This is a genomic window from Roseivirga sp. (assembly GCF_965216855.1).
Lineage (GTDB): Bacteria > Bacteroidota > Bacteroidia > Cytophagales > Cyclobacteriaceae > Roseivirga.
This window is the reverse complement of sequence record NZ_OZ244204.1, coordinates 4,211,087-4,228,661: the sequence shown is the minus strand read 5'-3', so window position 1 is coordinate 4,228,661 and position 17,575 is coordinate 4,211,087. Positions and strand designations below refer to the sequence as shown.

Genomic DNA, 17,575 nt, shown 5'->3' with positions numbered 1-17,575 from the left:
AAAAGATCATTTGGCACTAATTACAGGTTTTCTTCACATAGATGGTTGCGTCCGATGTATTCTCAAAACCATTGGTACTGTTGGTAAAAAAGTCAAGCTTAGTATTGCCATCCCAATTATTAATATCTGTACTTCCTACATATCTTACTTTAAATGTCTGCGTAGTATTAGGCGGAATGTACATGGCTAATTCATAATTTCTGGATAAGCCTGTTCTCCACTCTCCGGTACTTGTAAAGATTAATTCAATACCATCATCCACATCATTATCATCAATTTCGACATAAGCGACTTCCAGATAGTCATTACCGAGGTTCTGTACGGATACCGTGGTTTCTATAAACGGATATTCAACAAGTGCACAAGTAGATGGCAATATCATATCTCGTTGGGGTGTATCTACTTCAGCACTAAGACTAAAGGTAAGATCCGGGTTACCTAAGACATTTTCTCTTAAACTCACCGTAACACTTTCTGAGGAAGTTGTTGATCCAGCTGTAAAGGTTATTGGTAAATCGAAATAACCGCCTGGTGCAATAGGGAAATTAGAAACGCTTGTGGTAAACTTGGCATTGGTAAATGACACATCGCTGATGTTCATTACATCATTTCCCGTATTCTTGATCCTGTACAATTGAGTTTTATTACCACTTGGGGCCACATTTCCATAACTCAATTGACTTGAGCCCAGCGATAATTGTTTATAAATCCCTTCCTCAAAATTATAGTTAATAAACTGTACAATGTTATCATCATTGTCACGGACTAACTGCAACCTGTCTTCATTGGTATAGGAATAGCTTATTTTTAAATTGTTAGGGTCATGCTGTGCGATAAGACCAACATATGGGTCATAATCATAAGTGGTCACAAAAGCAGTTTGTGTATTGGCATGACTTCTAATATTTGCTTCATAATTAGCCCCTAATGAAGTAGTATAGGCAGCCGATAATTGATCATAGGTTATACCCTCACCTTTTACTATTGGCAGCATCTTATTATGCCCCCAAATAAGAGCACTATAAACACCTGCCCTGTCTTTAACTTCCAATAAGTTGGTTTCCGAATCATACTTTGTGTATTCATTCAGTAAAACATAACCAGCATCGAAAGTACTTCCATCAGTGGTTGGGGTGTGGGTCCCATCGGATATGTCATAACTATAGTCTTTGTTCAACACAATATTTCCATGGCCGTCTTCAATAAACTCATTGGCCTGAGCCGAAATAACCTCACCATTTCGTTCCTGAATAACTTCAATAACAGGAGATACTATATTTCTGCTTATCATTTCATTAATATCCGTTGACGGGCTTGCTATATCATTCGGCCTGGTAAACCTGGTCTTAATCAAATCGCCATTAGAATCAAGTAATGATTGCTCCTTTAACTGGTATAAACTGTTGTAAGTGTAATCTGTAGTTTGGGTGACATCTGCATTACTGTTTTTTATAACTTCTATTTTCTGTTGAATGCCAGTAAATGTTTTGGGTAGTGTATATGGGTGCCATGAAGCCATGTACCCTCCAGTAGCTGTTGGGCTACCAAAATGAATCTTCATCCCTTTTACTTCACTAGTCACCGTATTGTAATAATCAAATGTTTCCTGCATCACTGATGAACTGCTGGCATTTCTTGCATCCATGAAATTCAGCTGGCCATTTTTAAATGTCTTAACCTGCTTGATCCTGTTTGTTGATTCCAAATTTGGTTCAAAAACAGTCTCTTCATTCTCGAATGAATAAATAGTAGAATAACTTTCACCATTACCAACAAAGGTCTCTACTACTCTGGAATAACCGATATTGGAACCATCGGCCGAATTGGCAGCTAAGATTTCACTAGACGGTACAACTCCTACATAATAATTACTACCAGTTGGTGAGAACCTCATATAGAAGTAGTTCCATAGTGGTGACATCAATATACCGGAGGAGGTACTATTATCAGCCAATTGGTACTGATAAGTCCTTTTGAATGCCAGCGCATTTAACTCTGAATAGGAAGATATTGACTTGACTCTTAAGCCTCCGCCAGTTACATTCCCGGCAGCCCCTGAATCATCCACCGCCTCAGTTCCCTTTTTGTCAATAGCACCTCTCACATAATATTCATTCAGTTCATATTCATATTGATTATAGCCACCTGTAGGATAATATACTCTCTTTAGTGTCCCTATCTGACTGTTTTCAAGACTTGCCTGCATATTAACGGTTTGATAATGAGTCACCTCCCAGGGAGTTGAACTCAATGTCCCTGGCCCATGGACTGTATAACCAAAACGATTCATTACCTCACTTCTGTTGGAGGGAATATCACGCAGGAAATAACCAAAATTATCTATTCCAAAATTAGATTTATTGGGCAATCCATTAAACCCGTAGTTATATTCGAAACGATAGACCTGATCATCTATAGTTAGTTTATCTAATCTACTTCTCATATACTGCAGTTCCATATCATCTTCCACATTTTCATTCAAATACTCCTGGTGAAAATAGCTCTGATGAAAAGTAATGTCTTTACTAAAAGTTGATGCCGGGTCCAGGCCCTCTATCTGAATACCCGTATACCGCTGAGGGGCCCAGGCACTGCTGGTAGACATGATATAATCGCTATCTCCCGTCACAGTTAAAGGAGCCAGATCATTGGATTCCAGATCATGTCTTTCTTCCATATTAAAGGTTATTCTCAGTTCATTTGGTATTTCAATCTTTGATAAGTATACATGTTCCTGAATCACTCGGTAAACCGGGAAGTATGACCGTTGCTGAGACACATAATGGGGCCCTCCAGTGTTAGCCACCGTTTCAACATAATCTTGGATATTAGCTTGGTTGTTATCATCATAGTAGGTGTACGAAAGGTAAAGTTGCGCGGCAGTACCACCTACAGGTATCCAGTCAGTTTCCCACCTACCATTCCCAAATGTAGGTTGGGTGATAGATACATATTTGCTTTGTCCACTGGTCTCCAGGTCGTACTCGAAGTTCAGGAGCTTACCATTCGGGGCTGTGATACTTGTGAGGTACCAACTGGTAATCACCCTATACCTGCCAGAGGTCTGAAGTCCTGTCAAATCATTATAAGTACTTACGTTTTTCCATTGCGTCAAACCCACACCTGCGGTACCTGATACTGTAGTCGTTCTTTCCCTGGCGCTAAAAAGTCCCTGAAAACCTTCAGGTGTTGTAATGGTAAAATTTGACAGGGATTCGTTGAATTCAATTTTTGTATCGTCAAGTGTTAGTTTTTCTATCGTCAGGCTTTCTCCCTGAGTAGTTTTTTTCTTAAAAACGAACTTACCCGAATAACCGAAGAAGTTATAATTAAACACATCAGGTTGAGTATCTACTCTTCCATTCTTAACAATATCCCAATAGGAAGAATTAAGTTGAAAATCTTGAATTGGATTTAATTGGTATGGATATCCAATACTCCCCACCCCGTTATACAAATCGTCAATACCTTCAACTGTTCTGGAAATCACAGCCGTTGCATTTAAAGACCAGCCCAAGCCTACTTCGGTGGCCTCTTGGTTGACCATGATTCCTTTTGAATTATAACTAAGGCTTAATGGAATTTTCATTCCTTCAAAATCAAAGCTGTACAGCGGAATGCCAAGGCCACTCAAACCGGTATAAAGGTTGGGTTGCTGAGCTTCAAAGCTGGTCATTTCATAGGCTGCAGGAGTAGGTGGAGTAATTCCCTGTATGCCCTGACCTAACAAAGAAGTTCTAGAAAAAAAAGCAATAAAAAGAAGAAAACAGACTGTGCTGTAGCGCAAATCAAGATTCATTGACGTGTATGCTTAATGTTTAAACAGTGAGGTTTAAATATATTTTCTTTGTTTCTAATAAGCTAGTTTTTAGCTAACTCATTGCGCAAAAAAGACCTAAGGCTTAATGGAAATCCCAAGATCAGAGAAGGCATCACAATTTCTCCGAAATGACCTCTATCTCCATAAAGCCTTTTCATCTCTATAACCTTTGTTTTGAATATACTGCAATACAGTAATACTATTAGCTACCAATCGCATAACCTTTCTAATCTCAGTAAGAGTAAGATCAAAATGAACCTAATCAATCCAAAAAATGATTCGGCTTGTTTTCCTGAATTTAATAGCTGGTCTCAGCGAGATGCTAAGACCAGAGGGGAAGGGTCACAACTCAATAACAAAAAAGCCCTTACGGGGCTTTTATACAATATTGAAGAGTACTATTTATTCAATATCTCTTCCCCATCAACAAGGAGTTTACCAGGCTTCCAGAAATTATCAAAAAGGCTTATTAAAGCCTCTTGATTATCTCTTAGATCATAATATTCATTTCCTTTCGGAAGAGATAAAACGCAACTATTTCTATTAAATGTTTTAGTCCCGTAGGCTCCTATATTGAAACTTATACTCACAGACTTATTACCATCCTGATCCCCTGTCCAATAAGATAGTCGTGCACCTAAATCATCAAACTTCTTATCCCAATTTTTAAGAATATCATCATAAACGTACTTTTCGTCTAACGAAACTTCTCGTAATAAAGCATCCTTCTTACTCTTACCTTTCTGATACCACTTACTAAACAAATGGGGATTATGCTTTTTAAGCAAAGTTAAAAAAGCCAAAACCTTTTCTGAGCATTCTTCAATTGTAGCCCTTTCATTAGACATCCATATTGCACTTATCGAACTCATTTGTCTATTTATCATACCTAGATTCTTGGTGTATGTATTAATTCTATGCCTTCAATCCCTTGCTCTTTGAATAATTTCTGAGTTGCCTCCATTACACTTTTGTTTTCAAAATGCCATTGAATCTTAGCCCCATCGGCTGCCTTCAACTGCCGATTCGCCTGATTTAACAATCCATCTGCACCTTTCCACCAACTATGGAACCCCCCATCTTTGTTCACAAAATTACCCATACCTGACTTAGCATCCAATAAGATACCACCATCTGCGAGCTCGTCAAATTTCACACCATTAAGCTTGAAGCTCTTTGTTGCATCTACTCCAGTGATTTGCTTTTGGTAAGATGCCGCAGCATCGCTCATGCTTTCACCTGCATCAATCCATCTTCCCGAGCTAAGTAAATTATCAGACATTTTTGTCATGTCAGAAAGAGTACCAGCCGTTCTTAACTCACTTAAAAGTAGCAATCCAGCAGCCCTACTAAAACCACTTAATTTCTCCCCCGAAACAAGATCTTTCCCCGTAAACACTTCTATGAACCCTTTCACATCACCAATAAATGGTATTACATCCACTTGCATAGCAATGTCTTGCTTTTTCTCTGTAGGATTTCGAGACGACTTCATGGCCGTGGCCTGTACATTAGCCTTTACCCCTTCTGCATTATAACCATAGAACATATATTCAAGCCCCTCAAGCTCAACCCCATTAATCACTCTGTTCTCTGAGAATGCGTATGGACTATTGTGAGTGTAGTCAGTGGCCAAAGGATCAATATTAAAGAATCTTCCAATCGAAGGGTCATGGTTTCTCCATTTGAACTGAACCCAATCTAAATCAAAGTCACTTGTTCTCTCTTGTCCTTGGAAGGTGTTGAAATCATTAACCTTACTCAAAGGAGCACTAGTAGACAATGCCTGTATGTTCATCCCAAAAGGATAGTAATGATCCTCCTGTATGATTTCTCCTTTGGTATGGGTAATCCAGAGATCGTCAAAATAGACTGGTGCATTATTATTGCTCTCATTGGATACATAGACATAAATAAAGCCTGCTTTATCTATGTTCTTACTCAACGAGGTTAAGGAAAACTGATCGGCCGTATTGCTTACCTGGCTAAATCCTGCAGTGATATAGACAATGTCCTAAACTACCAAGCACTTACTTCCTTCAAATCTCAGCAAGATCAAAATGAACCTAATCAATCCATAAAATGATTCAGCTGGTTCTACCAAATATTATTACGGGTCTCAGCGAGACGCTAAGACCAGATAGAGAGAGGGGTCAACGTTTCCTTTCTCAAATGCAAAATTTAAACGGTTTGTTAAGAACACTTTAGTTCCCTAACTTCGGGTAATAGTTCGTTTTACTGTTTTATTCGCATCTCATGAGTTTCGGAAGTAGGTTATTGGAAGCTCGGAAAAGAAGGGGGCTGTCACAGTTCCTGGGAACAAAGGGGCCGGTCATCGGACGAGATGAACGAGACGAGGTAAAACCCTCTGTGGAAGTGGTGATCAAAATAGCTGATGCCCTGGGCGTAAGCCTGGACTTTCTGGTGGGCAAAACTTCTATGGAGCTAGATTCGGATGCTCTCAAAAGACTGGAAGAGATTTCAGCACTGCCTGATGATGAAAAAAGTAAACTCTATATGGTGGTAGATGCGCTACTAAGAGACTTTAAAGCTAAACAGGCATACTCATAAAAAAACCAGCTCCGCAAAACGAAGCTGGTCTTTTCTATCAAGTTAGTTGCTAACACTTTTTAAACGTAAACCGCAAAGTGGTTACTTGATTATTAAGCCAATAGATTTACAAAATGATTGTAGTTCCTTGACTTGCGAACCTATTAACGCTTTAATTTTTGAAGAATCTTTTACAGCTTGATTCAGTCTATGTGTTGTTGACATTAGCAATTCAGAAGATACAAAAGACGTATCTAACAGCATTTGAATCTCTTCTGACAATTGCTTATCTCCGTTTTCTCGAAGTATGGTTATGATATTGCGAATTTGACTTATATAGTCCATTTCAATTACCTCCTATTGTATGAAAACTTTCTAACCTTACCCCATTTGCAGGTGTCACAACTTCAATCCCCCCCTGAACCGGCAACACTTCCTGGGGCTGCTGGTGCTGGCCTTGTAATGAAGTTTGTACCTGGTTGTAATCTACCTATTTCGATAAAGTTAGCGTTTTGTATGTTTTCAACTGGTATACCGTATATTTTTGAAAACCTTTGAGGGTCAGATAATGGGTTTTCTAAGGCCCAAAATTGGGCTTCTCCTGCTTGACTTCTTCCAGTCGTACCAATTCTATACAGCCTCTGACCTGAACTAACACTAGAACGCGCAGCCATTGCGTTTGGAGCTAAAGACTGAACTGCATCACCGTAAGGCGTAGCAACAGATGGTAATTTTGGAGCAGCCTTGACAGCACTACTTTGAACCCCTCCTTCTAACCCGCCCATTACAGTGGTCATTGCATCCGTGTAAGCACTTAGGTAATCTGTACCGCCTTGAATTGATTTACTAAGTGATTTTAACTTGGTTGTCTCATAGTGCTGTTGCTCTACTTCAGCTGGGTATTCATCAATTGGATCGTTACTGTACTTCTCATGCCTAATTTCATTCACCGTATATTCAACTCCACTCTCAATCATATTAACACCACCAAAAATCAGCCTTCGAGTCCAACCTGCAAAGAATCCCAGTCCTCCACTTGTCGCTGGACTACTTTCCAATGCAATTAGAACTGCTTCGGTTTTTCGAGCAGTTTCAGTTTTCTTAATACTAATTTTCTCAAGACCTTCTAACTCAACGTGTGATGTTATATGATTTTCACTAAAAGCATAAGGGCTATTATACAAATATTCTTCAGCCAATGGATCAATATTAAAGAATCTACCAATCGCAGGATCGTGATTTCGCCATTTGAACTGGTACCAGCCAAGGTCGAAGTCCTCTGTCCTTTCCTGCCCCTGGAAAGTATTGTAGTTATTTGGTTTGCTTAATGGTGCCCTTGAACTGAGTGCTGCAATCGACAAACCGAAAGGATAGTAATGATCTTCCTGTATGATTTCTCCTTTGGTATGGGTAATCCGGAAATCGTCAAAATAGACTGGTGCGTTATTATTGCTCTCATTGGATACATAGACATAAATAAAGCCTGCTTTATCTATGTTCTTACTCAACGAAGTTAAGGAAAACTGATCGGCCGTAGTGCTTACCTGGCTAAATCGTGCCATGATATAGACAATGCCCTAAACTAACATGCACTTACTTCCTTCTAATCTCAGCAAGATCAAAATGAACCTAATCAATCCACAAAATGATTTAGCTGGTTCTACCAAATATTATTACGGGTCTCAGCGAGACGCTAAGACCAAAGGGTGGATAAATGTTTATATTGATGACCTCTAAATATTGCTAAGGCAAGGTGTAGATTACTTACTTAAGCTCCAGCTATTCTAAGTGTACTTCTTGCATTGTAAAACTAACCCATGTCAGTCCCGAGATTCTCATAGATTTATCAGTAATCCCAGATAGGTCCAGATACCCATCATACTGACCCTCATGAATACTTAAAGACCATTCTGCCGATACCTTCTTAATGCACAGGAGTACCTCATGAATAAGACTTCCCGGAGTGAATGAATCCAGGTCAGTAGTACCTTCTATTTGTATTAAAGAAGAATCCTTCCAATAAACTTCTTTGGATATAACATTAAGCTCAACCTTTGTTTCTCTTAAAAAACGTTCTAAAATCTTACCCGCCTTATCTATTGATTTCGTTTTTGCGAATAAACGCCAGTATAATTCATACTTCATATTACTTGTGCGTAACAACACCATTTAGAGAAATATTCACATGCTTTCCGTCCCTTGATAACCAGCCTATCATCTCCTTGCCTTTATTTGATAGTTGTACATCCCATTCAAATGCCTCTCCACCAGTTCTTGAAGGTCCTTTTTTCCAAATATTGCCAAACTTATCTACATAACCACCATTTCTCTTTAGCAAGCGACCATTTTTGATATCTTGAGGTCGTGGTATAAAACTGATTTTACCCCTTGTCGTTAGTCCATTTTTTTTATTAATGCTTTAGAACTAACTATTAGTTTTTTGCTAGTATTTATGCCATTAATAACGGCTTTACCCCTACCCATCGAAGTTATATCAGGTGGTGTGCCAGTTACCTGAAGTGGAACAGGTTGAGGCGGCCTATCAATAAAAAAAGACCAGCTTACGACTGACCTTTCTGGGCTTACTTATTCTATTCTTAACCTGATAGTTTCTCAAAGGCCATAAACTGTGGAGAAGATTCGATCTTATTAATTAAATGATGGATATTCCCCTTAACCACTTCCAAATCCTGATCTATCAATTCCATACCATTCATCAAACTGTATTCTAAAACCTCTTCAAGAACTGCTCTATAATCTTTTGAAAAGTCAATCCGTAACAGAACCTCTACTATACTGTCATCCTCTGCGATCAGCTTTAAAGTATGTGATCCTTCTTCTCCGTACTGGATTATTTCATTACTCCATGATTTCCCAAGGGGTAAGATCTTATCAAAAGACTTAAAGTCTTTTGTGGAGTACTGTCCATGCCAAAAGTCATAGCTTTCAAGCATCCTCTTGTCCAATCTATCAGTTACTGATATCTCAATCAGTGATGATTTTGGAACAACTATCAAGTCATATTGCCAAACAGCCATGATCTATTAATAATGTGTATAAACCAAATCCATTGGTGTCCTATAACCTGTGACTTCTTCGGCTGGAATACTCTCCATCCCAAGTTCACGAGCTGCTCTTAGCCTATGGTGCCCATCCACTACGTATCTTCTACCGTTGTAAGTAGTATATTTTATGGGCTCCCTTATTCCATTCTGTTTGATATCTGCCTTAAGTTTAGCAAACTGCCTATTAGACATGGTTATACCATGAGTAGCCTGAACGTCATAAACACCTGTAAGTTTCACCCCTGTACTACTGCCGCTATACCTGGCCGAAATAGTTACACCTCTAGTGGATGGCATCCGACCTGCTCCCCCAAGGTACAATGAACCCGTCGAATAAAGAGCAAAAATTCCTAATCTTGCAGACCGCTCATCAACAGTATTTAAATAGTTATTGGCTGTGATTGGCAGGTATTGACCAGCACTCTCTCGCCTCTCCAACTCTCTAGTAACTGGATTACCACTTCCCAGATCAAGAAGTATGCTTCTCATTTCAAAATCTGACCTATCATAGTAATAGTTAGTGTTGTTATTTGAAGCAGTAGAAGGGTTACTCGAAACATCTTTCCACTTGCCACCTCCCAAATACTGCCAAGAGCCTTGATTATTTGTTACCAATGCCCCAACAGCATAAATCTCATCAGCCTCTTCGCCTTGAGGACAAGTAGGACAGTCCCCTAAAGGGTCATTAAACCTAATTGGATTATTGTCCATACTTGAATACGGACTCTGATCAAACATCAATTCTGAAGCAGGGTCTACTTGCCACCATCTACCGAGAACAGGATCAAGTACTCTGAACAAAGTCTCATAACTTTTTAAGCCAAAACCGGAATGAAATTCAGAACCTTCATTGTACTTAAACTGATTAACTTTACTCAAAGGAGCATTGGAAGACAATGCCTGTATGTTCATGCCAAAAGGATAATAATGATCTTCCTGTATGATTTCTCCCTTGGTATGGGTAATCCGGAGATCGTCAAAATAGACTGGTGCGTTATTATTGCTCTCATTGGATACATAGACATAAATAAAGCCAGCTTTGTCTATGTTCTTACTCAACGAGGTTAAAGAAAACTGATCGGCCGCATTGCTTACCTGGCTAAATCCTGCTGTGATATAGACAAAGTCTCTGTCGAACAAGATATAGTTCAGATAGGCTCGGGGTTTGTTACTATCTCTTTCTGGCATTATCCTCTGGCTGAGCCCCCAAATTACTCACCAATAACCCCGATTCCTATAACACCTTTTCATCCGTAAAACCGACATTGGTAAGAATAGACTTAGTGAACATTCCTCTTAAGCATCTGCCACTATAAGAGGAGAAGAAATCATCTGATTGCCCTGGCCCTAGATGTTTCTCCTACTGAAATTCTAGAGGCTACTTGTTTCGATCTAAAATTACGAGCATAAAAAACCCTCCAAAGAGGGTTTTATGTTTTTAACTGATAATTGATAACATTACCCAAGTGAGCGCTAGTGGGTGTTTGACCCTGCTACCCTGAACAAGATCACCACCATTCAGAAGCTGCTTGACTAGAACAGGGAGCATATACTTTTTGTGCTGGATGCCATGCTCAGGCTAGGGCTGCTTATCAATAAAAACCAGTTCCATTGTTGAAGCTGATCTTATTTTATAGCTATTTCTACGCAGATATCAATCGTACCATAGAATATTCTCCCCTAAGTCTTCAATATCATAACGCCCTATACTGGATTCAAGGATATCAAGTTCATTATGGTATACACCAAAACACATAGCATTTAAGTATCTGCTGTAGCCATCTTTATCATCAATCTTAAAAATTAGATAGTTCTTGTCTTGTTTAAAAAGATATTGACTGCCTAAAACATTCCTTACATCGGAATCTGTTGGAGTAGATATTTCAAACCCATCAAACTCGGTAGACATAAGGAGGTTGACAACCCCTTTAAAAATGATGTCAATATTGTGGTCTCTCCCCTTATGTTTTTTACTTCTTATCAGGAGTTGACGATGGCTAGCATTGTAATCCAAAACAAAAAAACGTTCTCCTAATTGACTGTATATATGTTCTCTCATTTTCTCTAAGTTAATTGAAGTCAACATCGAAAATCTCATCTCCAACATAAGTCTCTCCCTGATAGTGGAATGTAGTTCTTGACCAAGCCTCATTATTCTGATAGAGCTGACTCATTTCCCAATTGGTACTTGAACGACCAGGGTCTCTGATCATATCCCATACATTTCCATCTATGTTATCCAAGCTAAAATGAAGCTCAGATTTAGGATTATTAAGAATATCAATAAAGCTCGATTTCCAATTGGCGTCTTTCATTAAATGACTACCTCCTATATCATCCGCTAACTTCATGGCCTGATCGCCAAAACCAAAAGCGTATTTCTGACTAGCTCTCATCATTGATGCAGCCCTACCAACACCTGCTCCGAATGCTCCTAGTAAGTTGTTTACCCCAGCATTCTCTATTTCACTAGGTGTTGAGACATTACCTTCAAGATCGTGAGCTGGCAAATCTGATAAGCCTATATCATTAAAAGTTTTAGTCACTGAAATATGAGCATCGTCAACTCCACCCAAGAAGCCATCCACAAGTAGTCTTCCAAATGCTGATCCTATTGGCGTTGCTCTATTAAATTCTCTAAATGCGCCAAACAATGTGTGCTTCCTTGGACCAATAGTAGGCCCTTGTTTAGGCGAAGTTTCAAATGCCAAAATTTGAGGGTTGGCAAATATGGCCACCTCACTTGCGTGAATAATCTTACCGTCAACTTCCTGTTTAGCTCTTCCTGTTTGCTGAAACAACTCTAATCCTTCAAGCTCTCTACCTAATCCTAGCTTGTTTTCTGCAAAAGCATAGGGACTGTTGTAAACATATTTATCGGTTAATGGATCAATATTGAAAAACCTACCAATTGTCGGGTCATGATTCCTAAACCTGAACTGTATCCATCCAAGATCGAAGTCTTCTACTCTCTCCTGCCCCTGGAAAGTGTTGTACTTGTTCGGTTTGGATAATGGAGCACGGCTTGAGAGTGCAGATATATTAAGACCAAAAGGATAATAATGATCTTCCTGTATGATTTCTCCCTTGGTATGGGTAATCCGGAAATCGTCAAAATAGACTGGTGCGTTATTATTGCTCTCATTGGATACATAGACATAAATAAAGCCTGCTTTGTCTATGTTCTTACTCAACGAGGTTACGGAAAACTGATCGGCCGTATTGCTTACCTGGCTAAATCCTGCTGTGATATAGACAAAGTCTCTGTCGAACAAGATATAGTTCAGATAGGCTCGGGGTTTGTTACTATCTCCTGTATTGACCAATATATTGGCTGTCTTTGCTGTTACCTCAGGAGAGATATTCCCTGTCTCTGAACCAACCGGGGCTGCATTGGTAATAGTGGAAATTAATGGGGCTATGATGTTTAAGGTTCCATTCTGGGTATTCCCTGTAAAGCCTCCTGAGTGATAACTATAGACCTCCATATCTACCACATCTCCCGGCATTACCTGCAACAACTTACCAGGCCCCAGTTGACGGGTGGTCAACGTTCCATTTAATCTGGCTGATTCATTATTGTCAATACCCTCTACAGCAGAATGGTTAAACACCATAGAATCGCGCACTGCTTCCAGGTTGAGAAACAAACTCTCTTCATACTGTTTGAGGTCTACATTGTCCGGGCTTGGTGTAACATCGGTCTCCATGGTGGCCAGATATGGTATCTGAATCGTCTCGGTGGTAAACGTAACCCGGGTGTTACCTAAATGATCTTTCAAATAATAGTCATAGACATAGTCATTACCGTTGAGGTCATTCTCACTAAGCCTTACCCTACCCTCGGCTGTGGCCAATTGCTGAAACTGGCTATTTTCATAGATGAAGCCCCCACTATAATCGGTTGTGGTGATATTGCCATCGTCATTTACGGTTTTAGACAGCTTTATTCCGGCTGCATCATATTTAAAAGTGATGCTTCTGTTATTTGTAAATGTAACGACTTCGGGCAGGTTCAGGTGATTGTAGGTTATACCTGTAATCTCTTTATTACTGTCCTGGATCATATTACCGTTGAAGTCATAACCGTAGTCATTTCCACTGGTATTTTTGTCTTCAAAGCCTTGGGCAGGATTACCACTATCTGTTACAGACAGCAACTGGTTACCTGAATAGGCATAAGCCAAATCATCATCGGCCACAGAAGTATTGGTTGCAAAACGCTGCAGTCCTTTGATGTTACCATTCAGGTCATAGGAGGCAATATCAACATCAAACTTCGCGGTTGTTGTCCAGATTGGTTCAGTTTCCTGCTTATATGAGTAGTCTGCAGAACCCAGTCGGTTCATGGCGTCATAACTATACAAATAGGCATTTTGAACCTTGCCATCATGGCCTAAATCACTCCATTTGGCTGCACTGATGTTTCCGTTAAGCAACAGGGAATTCGATAAACCTGAAGCTGCTGTGTTGTAGAAGAGTTCTAGTCCAAAATAATCCCCATCACTGTCTGCCAAACCAGCATCGTTGATACTGGTCAGCCAGCCTCTGATGTTATATCCATAATCTACGGACTGTTTGAAACTGCTTCCCAAATCAGTAGAGTGTAGCTTTTTATCTATAATCTCCCCTATTTCATTGTAAGTATTGTGGACCATGATCACTTCAGGATCGGAATTCACCTGGTGTGTCGCCTGGGTTAATCTGTTGGCATGATCATAGGTGAACTTCTCCAGAATGACGGTTGAGTTGGTTCCGTCATTATGTGTGCTTTTGGTCTGGGTCACTTTTCCCGCAAAGTCAAATTCATTGGTTATGCGATCAAAGCCTGAAGCATTCAGGTGATTGGTACTTTGAACCTGGATGGTTCTGTAACGGTCATCATAATAACTCACTGTTTTCAACCAGGTATTGGTACCATCCAGAATGCGCGTCTGAGCTCCCACTACCTGTCCTTTAACTGCTGTATTTGCTGAGGCTGCATTACCCAGCTCCTGCACATAGGAAAGTCCAAAACCGGAGGGTAGATTTGCATAGGTATCATAATAGGTGGCGCTGAGATAGTTACTTTCCCCGCTCACTTGCGGAAAAGCATTATTAGTGTAGTTCAACACGGCACTGCCTATAGATTCAAAAACAGGATTGGAGGCATTATGGGTATCGACAATACCCTGCATTGTGGACTGATCAACAGCACTACCATGTGTATAGAAACCGGTCAGTACCGGTCTGCTGTAACGGTCGTACTTCGTAAATGTCCATTGGTTGTTTACTCTTTGGTTAGCATCCTGGGTTAAAATAAGCCGGTCCAGCTTATCATAGACCATGTAAACCCAGCCCGCTCCGGGCACGCGTTTGGCCGTCATCCTTTGTCTTCCATCGTAGAGGTACTGGAATGCCCAGGTATCAAGAAAGTCAGAGCTAATTCCATATGAGGTTATTTCAGAGGGTGTGTCAATAGTTACCCCGGGTAAAAGCGTTACACTGGCACCACTGGTATACAGGTAAGATGAGCCGGTATAATTGGCTGATGTTACTTCTAAATCTGTAGTCACCAGTTCATAGCCGGCTGGTACATCTCCAAGGCTTTGGTCTCCAATGGTCTTGTTGGCCTCCGGTGGTAAAACAACCGCAATATTATTGAAGTCATCATACACATAATAGGTATCAGCCCATGGGTCACCTACTTCACCTGTCTCTACCCTTTTGAGAACCGTACGTCCCAATTTATCGGTAAACTCCACCATCTGGTTTCCATCCTCGTCTTCGGTAATCACTTTTGTGAGTTCTCCGGCAGCATAGAATCCATTGGGGTTAATCGGGATGTTAGCATCGGTGAGTTCATACCTAATCACTTCGCTGGTGGCATTGGAATTATAGTCCATGGTTATACTTCCTGCTCCGGGTTGCCATGCTGCGCCAGCAGATCCCTGTTCAAGAATTCTACCCATAATAGACTTTTCCAGTATGGCTACCTGATAAGGATTAGGGTCTGTTGCAGACACCTCGGCAGACTGATAAAACTGGTATTGAGGGCCGGAAGCATAATTAGTAACCCCATTACCTAGTGGATTATTCTGATACAGACCGGAGCCCCCTGCAACGTAGGGTAAATAAGCCACTGTCCTTCGACCATATTCATCATAAGCAATTGGTGAAACCAGATGATTCTGCGAAGGTGAGGCCTGTACTGCGATGGACTGTGAGGCTCTTCCAAGACCGTCTACATACTGTATACCGATCGTCCTCTCACTCACTTGTAAAGCTCCGATTTGGCTTGGAAGGGTTACCCCCTCTGCTTCTATAGCAATATTGAAAACATAATTGTGTGCTCCCGGATCTAAAAGGATCGAAGAAGTGATCTCAAAAGGTTCACTTGTACTGGACCCACTTATTCCTGATTGCTCAATGGTTAATGTATAGGTACCCGTTTGGGTGGCCGTTAATGAAGAAGCGCCAGAACCAACAGACACACCATCACGCTTCCAGCTGTAGGTTGCATAAGTGTCGTCTGCTGTTAATAATACCTCATCTCCACTGGCACTTATGAATTGGTTACCCAAAACAATGATCTGCGGCTTCTTGAGGGTCGAAGAACTGGCATCCGCTGAATAATTAGAGATATAGCCTTGACCCAGGGCCCTCACTTTATAGTAATAAGTAGTATTAGGGTCGAGGCCATTGACAACAATAGAATTGGCCTGTGTAGTCTTTGGCCCATAATTGGGAACCAGGCTTGTAAAGGAGGCATCTTCAGACACCATTAACTCATAACTGTTGGCACCTGTAACTAATGTCCAGTTGGCTTGAAATGATTTATCTGTGGTATTGCTTGCCGCATTGATCGAAGGGGTACCCAGGGTAGTAAATGCCAGTACCTTGGAAGAATAGTCTGAACTTCCACCGGAGTTAACTGCTTTGAGACGGTAATAATATAATGTACCCAGGCTCAAACCAGTAACCTCATGACTTACTGTTGCACCTCCCGATATAACCTTACCATCATAGCCCGATAAGTGAGTACTAAATTCAAAATTGTCGGAAACATATAACAAATAACTGGTGGCACCTGTAGATGCCTGCCAATTGGCCACAAAGGAATCGGAATCCTCGCTTGAGGCATAGTCTATTACAGGGGGTGACGGTATCGGGGCCGTAACTGTAACCGGAAAGTTAGGAACGGGCTCTACATTACCATTGACAGTGACAAACGCCCCTACCGATTCATTCCCTTCTTCTGACCAGGTTATTTCGACCTGATTATTCCCTATATCCTGCCAGGTCACATTATTACCGGTAATCTCCCAAGAATTAAGACTCATTCCTGCCTCAAGGGTATATGTTCCTGTAACACCAATCTGTATTGTTGGCGGACCGGTAATTGGGGATTCCAATTGCTGGTAGGCCAGCACGTTGCTTATGGATATGAAAAATAATAAAGCGAAGAAAGAACTAACTAAAGCTTTGTGCATGTCTATTAATTGGAAAGTCTGTTTAAAAATAACTCTGGAAGAACGGGCTTATACTTGCCTTCCAAATCCATTTTCAATACCAGTTTTTTATTCTTGAGTTCGATTACATAATACTTTCTAACCAAGCCACTTTCATCTGTCAGGATAATACTGCCCCCATTATCTCCAAGTTCCCAATTAGACACACTGGTCTTGCCATCTGCCCTAATAATATCGACATAGTGATCTGACTTGAAATGATACTTCAGATCAATCAATTGATCATTCACTTTTTTAAGCTGTTGAGCATTCATCTTTTTAAGTTGCCCATCCATTTCTTTTGAAGTAGTTTTCCGGGACTTTGAAAAGTCTAGCTGCCAGATACCTACCAGATTGGACTCCTCTAACTTAACTAGTTCACCATCCTGAGCAGACAGGCTTGAAGTCAGGAAAATGAGGATTGATGCCAGAACACACCTTTTAACAGCTTTTAATAGATAAAAGCATCGATGAGCAAAACCTTTTGCCATAGTTCGATTGGTAAGTATTGATTTGAAAAAAGATTCCTGAAAAGGGGAAAAAATCATGTGCGTTTAATTGATTCTCAATCTAGTGAGTCAACTTAAAATATCAAAGAATTCTAATTCCGTTTCTCAAACATTTTATAAAGCAAGCTCCTTCGGTATCTA

The 17,575-nt window shown here is 40.4% G+C and carries 12 protein-coding genes; 1 reads left to right on the top strand and 11 read right to left on the bottom strand.

What is annotated here, in order from left to right; translation table 11 throughout:
• Nucleotides 1-16: 16 nt before the first annotated feature.
• From ACOOEY_RS18640 to ACOOEY_RS18630, 3 genes are all read right to left on the bottom strand, one after another.
• Nucleotides 17-3,799, bottom strand: a complete 3,783-nt coding sequence (locus ACOOEY_RS18640; protein ID WP_420386238.1) for a hypothetical protein — start codon at nucleotides 3,797-3,799, stop codon at nucleotides 17-19.
• Nucleotides 3,800-4,218: 419 nt separating this feature from the next.
• On the bottom strand, nucleotides 4,219-4,707 hold the full coding sequence (locus ACOOEY_RS18635; RefSeq protein ID WP_420386237.1) for an Imm52 family immunity protein: 489 nt from the start codon (nucleotides 4,705-4,707) through the stop codon (nucleotides 4,219-4,221).
• Between the two features lie 2 nt (nucleotides 4,708-4,709).
• The gene (locus ACOOEY_RS18630; RefSeq protein WP_420386236.1) at nucleotides 4,710-5,765 is read right to left on the bottom strand and encodes a pre-toxin TG domain-containing protein; all 1,056 of its coding nucleotides are present in this window, start codon (nucleotides 5,763-5,765) and stop codon (nucleotides 4,710-4,712) included.
• Between the two features lie 311 nt (nucleotides 5,766-6,076).
• Here ACOOEY_RS18630 and ACOOEY_RS18625 point away from each other — a divergent pair, with 311 nt between their 5' ends.
• Nucleotides 6,077-6,391: a helix-turn-helix domain-containing protein gene (locus ACOOEY_RS18625; RefSeq protein WP_420386235.1), complete on the top strand. Its 315-nt coding sequence runs from the start codon at nucleotides 6,077-6,079 to the stop codon at nucleotides 6,389-6,391.
• A 386-nt stretch (nucleotides 6,392-6,777) separates the two neighbouring features.
• Here the strand turns inward: ACOOEY_RS18625 and ACOOEY_RS18620 are convergent, their stop codons facing one another.
• The 8 genes from ACOOEY_RS18620 to ACOOEY_RS18585 all read right to left on the bottom strand — a co-directional run bounded on the left by ACOOEY_RS18620 (nucleotide 6,778) and on the right by ACOOEY_RS18585 (nucleotide 17,416).
• On the bottom strand, nucleotides 6,778-7,878 hold the full coding sequence (locus ACOOEY_RS18620) for an RHS repeat domain-containing protein (RefSeq protein WP_420386234.1): 1,101 nt from the start codon (nucleotides 7,876-7,878) through the stop codon (nucleotides 6,778-6,780).
• Between the two features lie 271 nt (nucleotides 7,879-8,149).
• Entirely contained in the window at nucleotides 8,150-8,515 is a 366-nt protein-coding gene (locus ACOOEY_RS18615) for a hypothetical protein (protein ID WP_420386233.1), read from the bottom strand.
• 1 nt (nucleotide 8,516) lies between these two features.
• Entirely contained in the window at nucleotides 8,517-8,786 is a 270-nt protein-coding gene (locus tag ACOOEY_RS18610; RefSeq protein ID WP_420388668.1) for a polymorphic toxin type 17 domain-containing protein, read from the bottom strand.
• A 181-nt stretch (nucleotides 8,787-8,967) separates the two neighbouring features.
• Nucleotides 8,968-9,408 carry a hypothetical protein gene (locus ACOOEY_RS18605; RefSeq protein ID WP_420386232.1) on the bottom strand — a complete coding sequence of 147 codons (441 nt, stop codon included), beginning with the start codon at nucleotides 9,406-9,408 and terminating at the stop codon, nucleotides 8,968-8,970.
• Nucleotides 9,409-9,414: 6 nt separating this feature from the next.
• Nucleotides 9,415-10,623, bottom strand: coding sequence for an RHS repeat-associated core domain-containing protein (locus ACOOEY_RS18600; protein WP_420386231.1), 1,209 nt, complete (start codon nucleotides 10,621-10,623; stop codon nucleotides 9,415-9,417).
• Between the two features lie 466 nt (nucleotides 10,624-11,089).
• On the bottom strand, nucleotides 11,090-11,494 hold the full coding sequence (locus ACOOEY_RS18595) for a hypothetical protein (RefSeq protein ID WP_420386230.1): 405 nt from the start codon (nucleotides 11,492-11,494) through the stop codon (nucleotides 11,090-11,092).
• 10 nt (nucleotides 11,495-11,504) lie between these two features.
• The gene (locus tag ACOOEY_RS18590) at nucleotides 11,505-16,907 is read right to left on the bottom strand and encodes a DUF6443 domain-containing protein (protein ID WP_420386229.1); all 5,403 of its coding nucleotides are present in this window, start codon (nucleotides 16,905-16,907) and stop codon (nucleotides 11,505-11,507) included.
• Between the two features lie 5 nt (nucleotides 16,908-16,912).
• Nucleotides 16,913-17,416 carry a lipocalin family protein gene (locus ACOOEY_RS18585; protein ID WP_420386228.1) on the bottom strand — a complete coding sequence of 168 codons (504 nt, stop codon included), beginning with the start codon at nucleotides 17,414-17,416 and terminating at the stop codon, nucleotides 16,913-16,915.
• Nucleotides 17,417-17,575: the final 159 nt, after the last annotated feature.

What these genes read in the sequence shown, in the direction of transcription:
- ACOOEY_RS18585 (WP_420386228.1), bottom strand. Translation starts at nt 17,416, where the DNA reads ATGGCAAAAGGTTTTGCTCATCGATGCTTTTATCTATTAAAAGCTGTT.
- ACOOEY_RS18600 (WP_420386231.1), bottom strand. Translation starts at nt 10,623, where the DNA reads ATGCCAGAAAGAGATAGTAACAAACCCCGAGCCTATCTGAACTATATC.
- ACOOEY_RS18640 (WP_420386238.1), bottom strand. Translation starts at nt 3,799, where the DNA reads ATGAATCTTGATTTGCGCTACAGCACAGTCTGTTTTCTTCTTTTTATT.
- ACOOEY_RS18590 (WP_420386229.1), bottom strand. Translation starts at nt 16,907, where the DNA reads ATGCACAAAGCTTTAGTTAGTTCTTTCTTCGCTTTATTATTTTTCATA.
- ACOOEY_RS18625 (WP_420386235.1), top strand. Translation starts at nt 6,077, where the DNA reads ATGAGTTTCGGAAGTAGGTTATTGGAAGCTCGGAAAAGAAGGGGGCTG.
- ACOOEY_RS18595 (WP_420386230.1), bottom strand. Translation starts at nt 11,494, where the DNA reads ATGAGAGAACATATATACAGTCAATTAGGAGAACGTTTTTTTGTTTTG.
- ACOOEY_RS18615 (WP_420386233.1), bottom strand. Translation starts at nt 8,515, where the DNA reads ATGAAGTATGAATTATACTGGCGTTTATTCGCAAAAACGAAATCAATA.
- ACOOEY_RS18635 (WP_420386237.1), bottom strand. Translation starts at nt 4,707, where the DNA reads ATGATAAATAGACAAATGAGTTCGATAAGTGCAATATGGATGTCTAAT.
- ACOOEY_RS18605 (WP_420386232.1), bottom strand. Translation starts at nt 9,408, where the DNA reads ATGGCTGTTTGGCAATATGACTTGATAGTTGTTCCAAAATCATCACTG.